Source organism: Pacificibacter marinus (assembly GCF_900109555.1).
GTDB classification, from domain to species: Bacteria; Pseudomonadota; Alphaproteobacteria; order Rhodobacterales; family Rhodobacteraceae; genus Celeribacter; species Celeribacter marinus_C.
In genome coordinates this window covers 203,330-211,799 of sequence record NZ_FNZV01000008.1, presented here as the reverse complement: position 1 = coordinate 211,799, position 8,470 = coordinate 203,330, and the positions used below count along the sequence as shown (strand labels likewise).

The 8,470-nt window shown below is 49.2% G+C and carries 8 protein-coding genes and 1 pseudogene; 4 read left to right on the top strand and 5 right to left on the bottom strand.

Going from position 1 to position 8,470, the window contains the following annotated elements; translation table 11 throughout:
- The 3 genes and pseudogenes from BM025_RS12000 to BM025_RS11990 form a co-directional block, all read left to right on the top strand.
- On the top strand, positions 1-308 hold a 308-nt coding region (locus BM025_RS12000; RefSeq protein WP_139204568.1), incomplete at its 5' end, for an integrase core domain-containing protein.
- A gap of 89 nt (positions 309-397) precedes the next feature.
- Positions 398-781: pseudogene (locus BM025_RS11995) on the top strand (hypothetical protein); the annotation flags it as partial.
- Between the two features lie 27 nt (positions 782-808).
- On the top strand, positions 809-1,741 hold the full coding sequence (locus BM025_RS11990; RefSeq protein WP_085847998.1) for a sulfotransferase family protein: 933 nt from the start codon (positions 809-811) through the stop codon (positions 1,739-1,741).
- A 63-nt stretch (positions 1,742-1,804) separates the two neighbouring features.
- Here BM025_RS11990 and BM025_RS11985 read toward each other — a convergent pair whose 3' ends face one another.
- Both BM025_RS11985 and BM025_RS11980 read right to left on the bottom strand, forming a co-directional pair.
- A complete protein-coding gene (locus tag BM025_RS11985; protein ID WP_085847999.1) occupies positions 1,805-2,722 on the bottom strand; it encodes a phage head spike fiber domain-containing protein in 918 nt (305 codons plus the stop codon).
- On the bottom strand, positions 2,722-2,988 hold the full coding sequence (locus tag BM025_RS11980; RefSeq protein WP_085848000.1) for a spike base protein, RCAP_Rcc01079 family: 267 nt from the start codon (positions 2,986-2,988) through the stop codon (positions 2,722-2,724). Before BM025_RS11980 ends, BM025_RS11985 begins: the two co-directional genes overlap by 1 nt.
- 249 nt (positions 2,989-3,237) lie before the next feature.
- Here BM025_RS11980 and BM025_RS11975 point away from each other — a divergent pair, with 249 nt between their 5' ends.
- A complete protein-coding gene (locus tag BM025_RS11975) occupies positions 3,238-4,137 on the top strand; it encodes a hypothetical protein (protein ID WP_139204567.1) in 900 nt (299 codons plus the stop codon).
- Between the two features lie 45 nt (positions 4,138-4,182).
- Here the strand turns inward: BM025_RS11975 and BM025_RS11970 are convergent, their stop codons facing one another.
- Genes BM025_RS11970 through BM025_RS11960 form a run of 3 tightly spaced genes read right to left on the bottom strand, consistent with a single transcriptional unit; the run spans position 4,183 to position 8,163 of the window.
- Positions 4,183-5,454, bottom strand: a complete 1,272-nt coding sequence (locus BM025_RS11970) for a glycosyltransferase family 4 protein (protein ID WP_085848002.1) — start codon at positions 5,452-5,454, stop codon at positions 4,183-4,185.
- Between the two features lie 23 nt (positions 5,455-5,477).
- Positions 5,478-6,743: a nucleotide sugar dehydrogenase gene (locus BM025_RS11965; protein WP_085848003.1), complete on the bottom strand. Its 1,266-nt coding sequence runs from the start codon at positions 6,741-6,743 to the stop codon at positions 5,478-5,480.
- A 16-nt stretch (positions 6,744-6,759) separates the two neighbouring features.
- Complete coding sequence (locus BM025_RS11960; protein ID WP_244515668.1) at positions 6,760-8,163, bottom strand: mannose-1-phosphate guanylyltransferase/mannose-6-phosphate isomerase; 1,404 nt, start codon at positions 8,161-8,163, stop codon at positions 6,760-6,762.
- Positions 8,164-8,470: the final 307 nt, after the last annotated feature.

Here is an 8,470-nt window from a genome sequence, read left to right as displayed (position 1 = left end):
ACAAAGGTATGAAGCATTCTCGCGGAGCCCCCTATCATCCGCAAACTCAGGGCAAGATCGAGCGTTGGCACCAGACTCTGAAAAACCGCATCTTGCTGGAGAACTATTTTTTGCCCGGTGACCTCGAAGCACAGATCGAAGCCTTCGTCGACCACTACAATCATGAGCGCTATCACGAGAGCCTCAACAACGTCACACCCGCCGATGTTTACTTCGGACGCGACAAAGCCATTCTACAACAAAGGGAAAGGATCAAACGAAAGACGCTCGAAACGCGACGCTTGCATCACAGACAACGTGCCGCATAATGCAACCAACCAGATGAGCCGAACTCTCTCTTAGTTTAAGCCGCCTTTGGTGCCAAAAACCCTGACGACGGACAGAAGATGTACCTGCAAATGTGATCTTGCTCGGGTTCATCGACAGATCCGATTATTTCAAAGAAATGGCTGCCGCTACAGCGGTGGTGACATTGTCGGATCGTCCAAACATCATGCAAATGGCCATCCACGAAGCTGTCAGTCTTGGGGTTCCTGTACTGACAAACAGATCACAAACGACTGAACCTCTGCTTGAAGACGGGGGGGTCTTTTGTGACCTAACAAGCGATTCATTGGCTGAGGCTGTGCGCGAGACTGTACGATCCAGTGAGGATCTGCGTACTGCAGCACGGGGCCTGATGCCCCGCAGGATCGCGGATGTGCAACGGGAACTAGATGCCGCGCGTGCTGCCAATCCAGATTTGTTTAAACCGCCCTCAAAGCTGATGGGCCCATCTTAAAATAGGCTCTTGCAAGAAGAAAATATAATGGAAAAATTAGATAAAAGACCAATTTTTGTCGGCGGATGTGATCGATCCGGAACAACTCTTCTGGCCTCAATGATTGGTGGACATTCAGATGTCAATTGTTTGCCAGAGGCCCAATTCATATCGCGATACGCAGGAGCGCAGCGCGATATTTCGTCCGTTGCTGCAGATGTTCTTGAACATCGACGATTTGGGCTGTGGCAGATGCCTGTCTCGCAAGAAGATCGCGAAGATATTTTAGCATCACAAGATTATGCCACTCTCATTCATAAGATAGCATCCCTTTATGGGCGTCATCACAACCGCCCAGAGCAACGCATCTGGCTTGATCATGCCCCAAACTGCATTATGTCAGTTGAAGCCTTATTGCGCGTGTTCCCTGATGCGAAGTTCATCCACCTTGTGCGCGATGGTCGCGCTGTGGCAGCCTCATGGCTTGGGATGGATTGGGGGCCACGCCATATTACGACTGTTGCTGATACATGGGCTTTGCGCTTGGCTGCAGGGATGGCCGCAGAGGCAAAGTACCCAGAATCCGTGATCCGCCTAAAATACGAAAACGTCGTGACAGCACCTGAACAAGAAATGGAGCGCCTGAGCGACTTTCTGGGTATTTCCTTCGAAGAAGACATGTTGCTTGCGCGGGGGTTGGTTTTGCCAAGTCGCTCCGCCAGCACGCATAAGCTGCTTAAGGAAAACGGTAAAACCGGCGTTTCTACATCGGCATTAGACAAGTGGAAAACGACTCTAACCCAGCGCCAAATTGAATTATTTGAACACCGCACTGGTGATTTACTCGGCCTTGTGGGCTATGATCTTTTACATACCGAACCGCGAGCGCCGAGCAAACGCGAGAGCGTAGATGTGCTGTGGCAAGAGTTTTCAGGTCGCGCTCGAAACTTGTTGAAAAAGAAAAAACGCCAAAGCCTTTGATTGGGTTATCTATTGGTCACCTGCGGTCTCTGTCCTGAAAGACAGGGACCGCAGGCGTGTTTGTCAAACCAGTTTAGCTGTCATAGATTTTACATGGTTCTGAGACAGAGTAGGCCAATAGCCATCTGAAACAGTCTGCGCCTCGAATGTTTCGCTGGTGTTATCTCCATACGTCACATGCACATCATATGTCCCGTTAAGGCCCGATGTTCCAATCAAATCAGGCGCACGGGTTTGGCTCGTGCCTATCGTATTAATATAGGAACTTGGATGTGTAGCCTGCTCAAGCTGCGCCCCTAACACGGTGAGGCTTGCGCCACTGGTCTCGCTGAAAGGGCCCAGCCCTATAGAGTAATCTGTGGTCTCGTTGGGTGTAAACAAAACCCGAAGCATGATACTGCCCCCGACAGTCGTTGTTTGATCATAGCTAGAGACGGTGCCAGCCACGCCTTGAGACAGCGCCTGAGGCGCTGCAAAAGTCCCACCCCAGTTCGTTTGGTTGCCGCTCATAGACCGGAACGATAGGCGGAAATTAGGGGAGGTATCAGGTTGGAACCAGATTGAAATAGCATATGTCACGCCACTTTGCAGCAGCACATTAGGATGATTGGTGCGATGAAAGCTTGCCCCAGTCGACGCAATAGACATGCCCGGAAACGGGCTCAGCGGATAAAGCGCTACATCAGAATATGCACCTTGATTGAATGTCCAATCTGCGACCCGTGCAACCGAATGCGTGAAAATATTTGTGGACGCGGGTTCAATCAAAGTACCCAACACACTGCCCGATGAAGGGGCATGATCCAATCGCGGCGTATCTATTGGAACGGACACAAGATCGCCAGTCGCATCATAGGTATAGGCCGTGCTGGCGCGAGAAAAAATAACAAAGGCACCTAGACCGCTGGGCGTGATCAAAGAGATCGGCCCTTTAGTCGAACGCTGCCCGACGGCATTAAATGTAAACCCGAAATTGAACATTAGGACACCGTGAAAGCATGAATGCCTGCTGCTGTCGTTCCCGTCGCCAGGACGCGCATGATGCCCACTGGCAAAATACTGTAGTCAGAAACTGTTACTGTGCGTGTATCGCCAGTCACGGTAACCATCGCGATCGTGCCCCCAGTTTCAACGAAAAGTGAAACTGCAACCTTGGGCAAATCTACACCATCATTGGGAACGATGGGACTGATATCGGTTGCAGGACCAGAAACAGAAAGGCTGCGATTTTTGAACGGATTTGTCATGAGGCACTCCAAATTTTGGGCCATACAAACAATCCTGCGCCAAAACAGGGTGCCAGCATAGCAATACGTATTTTGTTGGTTTTATGAGCAAAGTGTTAATTGTCCGCCTATTGACAGAACGCTGCTAAACCCCTGTGCGAAACGTTAAATTTTGAACAGTTTTGCCCTATGGTGCTCTAATTTGGTGACGCTTTACAGAATTCTAATTCAGCGCCGTTGCCGCGCCCTGTTTGATCCGCCATAAAACATTTGACCTTTATCGCCTTGGTTGGCGGACTTTCTTATAGAAAAACCTCCGATCTATGTGCATTTTATGATCTTAGGAGCAACGTTTTGAGCGATTTTAAAAATAAATTTTTCTGGGGATGGCATATTCTCATGAACTCCAAATCTTTAGCAGGGTTGGCTCTTAAGGCGGGCTTTTTAGCACGTTTCCAAAAGCAATCGCGACCAGATATTCAAATTTGCATCGGGACGCACCACAAGGTTCTGACAGTCTTGCTGGCACGTGTGTTCCGTGTGTTCAGCGCTCTCACAAATCGGCGCTACAGCTATGGGCGTGGCGATGATATTGACTACTCAGCCGACGTACTGATCGACCATCACTCAGATTTCGATTGGACAAAAACATCCCGCCCACTGACTGGTATCCATGTGACCCGAGACCCCCGCGATCTCTTGGTTTCAGCAGCATTCTATCACATGAAGGGCACCGAAAGCTGGATGCATGATGTCCGTGACGACCTGGGCAGGAAGTCCTATCATCAATATGTCTTGTCCTTAAAAGATACCGAAGAACGGTTGCTGTTTGAAATCGACAATTCGGGCGGTCAAAACATCCGCGATATGCTGAACTGGGTAGGCCACGACAATATTTTCGAAGCGAAATATAGCGATCTTGTGGGACCAGGCAGCGCCGACAACTTTGCTAAAATTGTGTCGGGATTTCCGATCAGCGATACCGAAAAACGACTGGTTGTCGCTTTGTTCAAGTACTTCTCGCTGGGCAGTGCGGGCGCTAAAAAGAACAAGCACATACGCAATGCCTCATCGGGGCAATGGCGGGAACATTTTACGCCTGCAGTCAGCGCGCGTTTTGACGCTGTGTTCCCTGATGCGGGCAAACAGCTTGGATACGACGCTAATTAAACATAAAAAGGGGCCGCGACATCGGCCCCTTTTTGTTTCACAACTTTAGGTGATTTTCAAAGCGCGTTTATAAGCGTTGAGAAGTGATGGGATTTGAAAAGGCCACGCCATTTCTGTCTCAACACGCTTACGCCCCACTTCGCCCATGCGTTTACAGGCCTCAGGGTCACCAAGCAGTTCTTCAACCTTCAGGGCAAAGTCTATCGTGTCGTTATCTTTCGCATAAAGACTTGATTCCCCTGCGGAAAAACGGCCTTCAGTTACGTCAAACTGCACGATAGGACGCTCAAACGCCATGTATTCCAAGATTTTATTCATGGTTGATTTGTCGTTCATGGCATTGACGCGATCGGGGTTCACGCAAACATCTGCATTCGATAAAACGTCGAACAATTCTGCGTCTGGCGCGCGACCCGCAAAGGTCACATAGTCAGAAAGCTCAAGGTCAGCGGCCAGTGTTTTGAGGGCCTCAAGGCTTGGCCCGCCCCCCACAAGAACCAGCTGAATATCTTCACGGCCTTTGTCTTTCACAAGATAGCGCAGGCTTTCTAACAAAAGATCAATGCCCTCTTGGTCTCCCATCACGCCCACATAACCCAACATTTTATCGCGGCCGTTGTGCCATTTTTTAGTGGAGGGCTGCTTGATGAGTCGCGTCAAATCGGGGCCTGAACGCACGATAAAGACGTCATCGGGCTTCATACCACCGCGTTCAACCGCAATGTTGCGATAGCTTTGATTGGTCGCAATAGAAACATTCGCCGTCTTGAACGTCCATTTTTCAAACAGGCACATCAAGCGCCAAAAGAAATCGCGGCGATTGAATTTGGCTTCGTATAGTTCAGGATTGATATCATGATGATCAAAAATATATTTGATACCAAACAGCTTAAGCGGCGCAGCCACGAGAAAGATCAAATCTGGCGGGTTACACCCTTGGATCACGTCAATCCCATGCCTACGCCACACTTTAAGTGTAAGACGTGTTTCATGGAACAAAGCAGCCCCATATTCGACCAGATATCCAAGGGCTCCTGACGCATCAAGTGGCAGGGAATGACGGTAGACATTGATGCCCTCAATCACTTCTTCTGAGGCGTCAAAACCTTTGCCCTTTGGACAGATAACCGAAACCTCAGCCCCCGCCGCCTTAAGCGTACGCGCCTCCATCCAGACCCGTCTGTCAAATGGAACGGGCAAGTTTTCTACGACTATAAGCACTTTGCGCCCAGCCAGTTCGGTGGGATTCACAAGGTTGGCAAGGCTCTGTTCGTGACGAGCGCTGGAAGTTTCGGTATCCAAAATATTGTCTTTCATTTTCTGTCAGGCAGCCGCTTAGGTTACTTGATTGATCCAGTGTTGATGATTTTCAGGTCACTCAGTTCAATTTGTTTTCCCGTGGCATTATTCACGACAACAAGGTCCCAATCACCCGCTTCTGCGATCTCTTTTGAAATCAACAGTTGATCAATGGTCGGCAGGTTTGCATAGGCATAGCCAAGGTTTTGGCCACGCAATTTTGCGGGATCAAGCGCAGGATCAAAGACCTTAAGCTCCACACCAGCCCCAAGCAACTTACGGGCCAAATCCACGTTCGGGCTTTCACGCAAATCATCTGTATCTGCCTTAAATGCCAAACCAACCATAAGGACCTTTTTACCGGCTCCCAATTCAGACATTACATAATTGAATTGGTGGTTTTTATGCGCCTCGTTTGAACGCAACAAGCTGTCCACCAGGTGCAAGTTTGCACCAACATCATTGGCAATAAATTGGAATGCGCGCACATCTTTTGGAAGACATGATCCCCCAAACGCCCCACCCGGACGGGTGTAGTATGGTGAAATATTGAGTTTGGTATCAGAGACAAAAATTTCATGCACTTTGGTTGCAGAAATATCCATCTGCTGGCACACACGCCCGACTTCATTGGCAAAAGCCACCTTAACCGCATGCCAAGAGTTATCGACAAATTTGGTAATCTCGGCCTCTTCATACCCAGTCAAAAAGACGGGTGCCTCGATACCTGCATGCAGCGCGTCCATGATCGCGGATGGCGTGCCATTTTTTGTCCCAATGACGATTTTTGACGGATGGAAGTAGTCCTGAATCGCCAAGGCTTCACGCAGGAACTCAGGGTTGTACACCAACTCAATTTTATTCGCAAAATCTGCCCCGAGAACACTTTCAAAGATGGGCATAATCAAATGGCGGATGGTGCCGGGACGCATGGTCGAACGGAATGTAACGGTCAACTTTTCAAGCTGCAACTCCGCCGCAGCTTGCGCAATTTGGCGCGATACTTCGATGATGTAGCGCATGTCATGCGCCCCATCAGGGCCTGAGGGCGTGCCAACACACACAATCGCCAAATCGGCACCTTGCAAAGCTGTTTGTGTATTGTTGGTCGCTTGCAAGCTGCCAACAGTACGTCCTTTTTGCATCAAATCCGCAAGACCTGGTTCTTCAAATGGTGGAATGCCCCCATTCACATCATTGATTTTTGCATCACTAACATCGACGCCAATGACATCATGGCCTTCGCTAGAAATACAGCACGCTGCAGTAAAGCCGACATATCCCAAGCCAAAAATAGCTACTTTCATCTTTTAATTCCTTTAATTAACCTTTAGCGCCCTGGCCGCGCGAGTAGACATCTTCGTAGCGAATAATGTCGTCTTCGCCGACGTAAGAGCCGGTTTGCACTTCAATCAAGACCATTGGCATTTTGCCTGGGTTTTCCATGCGATGAACGCAGCCCAAAGGCAGGTAGACAGATTGATTTTCTGTCACAAGGCGCACATCGTCATCGATTGTGACGCGGGCCGTACCTTCAACCACGATCCAATGCTCTGAACGGTGGAAGTGACTCTGCAAACTGAGTGCCGCCCCTGGATGTACATGGATGCGTTTCACTTGAAAGCGTCCGCCAACAACCAAGCTTTCAAACCAGCCCCAAGGTCGGTGATCTTTGGGGAACATTGTCGCCTGAGCGGATCCTTTGGCTTTGAGAGCTTCCACAGCTTTTTTTACGTCTTGCGCGCGCGACATGTCCGCGACCAAAACAGCATCATTCATTGCTATCGCCATCACGTTTTTCAAGCCAATGCCGACAATCTCAAGGTTCTCGCTGTCAGATCGCAAAAGACTGTTTTCACATTCAATCGCCGTGGCATCACCTGAGGTTACGACGCCGTTTGCATCGGGGCCAAGCTCGCGCCATACCGCATCCCAACCACCCAAATCAGACCAACCGCCATCAAAGGGCACAACGGCCAAATTTGGAGCGCGCTCCATCACAGCATAGTCGATCGAAATATCTTCGGCTTTCGCCCAAGCATTCGCATCAAGGCGCAAGAACCCAAGATCGATCTTAGCTCCGTCCACAGCAGCAGTCACGGGGGCCGTCAGTTGCGGTGCGCTTTCAGCGAAAGCGGCCACAATATCTTTGGCCTTAAACAGGAAAATTCCTGCGTTCCACATAAATGTACAAGCGGCAAGCATTTCAGCGGCACGAATTGCGTCTGGTTTTTCGACAAATTGTTTAAGATCGACAGCTGCACCCGACACATCGGGCTGGGTCGCCAATTCAAGATAGCCATACGCAGTTTCTGCATGCGTTGGCTTAATGCCGAAGGTCACAAGTTTACCTGCTTCAACAGCAGCAAGGCCTTTGACAATGGCCGCATGAAAAGCTTCTGTGTCAGGCACAACATGATCTGACGGCGCAACAAGCATGATGGCTTCTGGGTCGCTTTGAGAGATATGCAAAGCCGCAGCTAAAATTGCTGGTGCCGTATTGCGCCCTTCAGGTTCAATTAAAATAACCCCCGGATCAATGCCGATGGCCGCCAATTGTTCTGTCACAATGAAACGAAAGTCAGACCCAGTCAAAACAGCAGGTGCAGTAAATGACAGCGCATCAGTCGCGCCGCTTAATCGCTTGGCCGAAGCCTGAAATAAGGTTTGCTCATCAACTAAAGGGACAAACTGTTTAGGATAGCTTTTACGCGATAACGGCCACAGCCGCGTTCCAGAACCACCGCATAAAATAACGGGGTGATATGTGTTAAATTCATAAGAAAAATACGTCCTGTCGTTAGGTCAACTTATTCGGTTCATTTATCAGTAATATCCTAATGTGACACGCGCATTCGTGAAAATAATATAGCAGCTCAAAAAATATACATTTGCGCGCAACGGCATTTAAATGGCACATTAATGGTCTCTAACCCCGCCTTTGCTTAAAAAATATTCGATCAAGTGTTGGGCCAGCCATGCTTCCCCATCTTATAAATGATTGTTCGAGAAAATAACAAAAGGCGATAGAAAT